Origin of the sequence: Rhodococcoides trifolii (assembly GCF_014635345.1) — a bacterium.
GTDB lineage: Bacteria > Actinomycetota > Actinomycetes > Mycobacteriales > Mycobacteriaceae > Rhodococcoides > Rhodococcoides trifolii.
Window position 1 is genome coordinate 1 of record NZ_BMCU01000015.1, and the last position, 964, is coordinate 964.

Here is a 964-nt window from a genome sequence, read left to right on the forward strand (position 1 = left end):
TTCACCGGCGAGACCGCCTCCGTCGCAACCGGCCTGCACGTGTTCGGCATTCTGTACGGACTGATCATGGGCGGCTTCGGCGTCTTGATGTTCATCCTCGCAACCGCCCTCACCATCCATGCCGCCCAGAAGGGACTGACATTCTCACTGACCTGGTGGTCGTTCACCTTCCCCATCGGCACGTGCGTCACCGGTGCCACTGCCCTCGGCGGCACTCTGGGGTCGGCCGCGGTCGAGGCCCTTGCAATCGGACTGTATGCGGCCTTGCTCGCAGCCTGGGGCACAGTCGCCGCCCACACTCTCCGCGGCAGCGTCCAAGGAAAAATTTTTCAACCCAGCTGAACCGACCGCGGGTAGTACCCACTCGGAACGCTGATACCGAACGAACGGCGTCGATCGATGAACACACCGAATGCAGACACACCGACTTCCGATACCCCGAGACGGGGCCGCCGCGGACGCATCTGGGCACGAGTCACCGAAAATTATCTGGCCTGGCTGTTGCTGATGGCGGGAACAGCTGCTGCGGGGCCCTTCTCACTGCCCTCGCCGGCGGGAGGGCTGGACCGTCGTCGCAGCGATCGCGACAGTGGTGCTGTTCGCGGGATGTTGGTTCTCCTATCGAGACGGTGCACGCCGGGGTGTCGCCGAACAACACATTGTCCAGTACCACCCCGACAGCCCGGACGAGGTGATCGACATCGACACCAACACCGGCGAACGCCAGCCCCACCAGGACTGACCGGTCGGAGGCAGCAGCACGATCCGCCCTACCTCAGCACAGTGCGGGGTTCAGGTGCCTTCTCCAGGTGCGTTGCGACCGACAGTGCTGCGTTGATCAACCGCTGGCGAGCAGCCGCCGGTGCGTGTGCGTTGCGAGCCGAGGGGTGCGGTGCCGCAATCACCGGGAGGAGGCGGGTGGGAGCAGATGCAGTGATGACGCGCATGTAGCCATCGAGAGCCT

At 64.6% G+C, this 964-nt stretch carries 3 protein-coding genes; 2 read left to right on the forward strand and 1 reads right to left on the reverse strand.

Translation table 11 applies throughout. The features are described 5' to 3' along the window. Positions 1–342 (forward strand): SLAC1 family transporter (locus IEW02_RS24980; RefSeq protein WP_503633837.1); only part of this gene is annotated, 342 nt, incomplete at its 5' end. A 247-nt stretch (positions 343–589) separates the two neighbouring features. Next, positions 590–742: a hypothetical protein gene (locus IEW02_RS24985; RefSeq protein ID WP_156148856.1), complete on the forward strand. Its 153-nt coding sequence runs from the start codon at positions 590–592 to the stop codon at positions 740–742. Between the two features lie 28 nt (positions 743–770). Here IEW02_RS24985 and IEW02_RS25305 read toward each other — a convergent pair. Beyond that, a partial coding sequence (locus IEW02_RS25305) for a hypothetical protein (RefSeq protein ID WP_229746327.1) occupies positions 771–964 on the reverse strand: 194 nt, incomplete at its 5' end.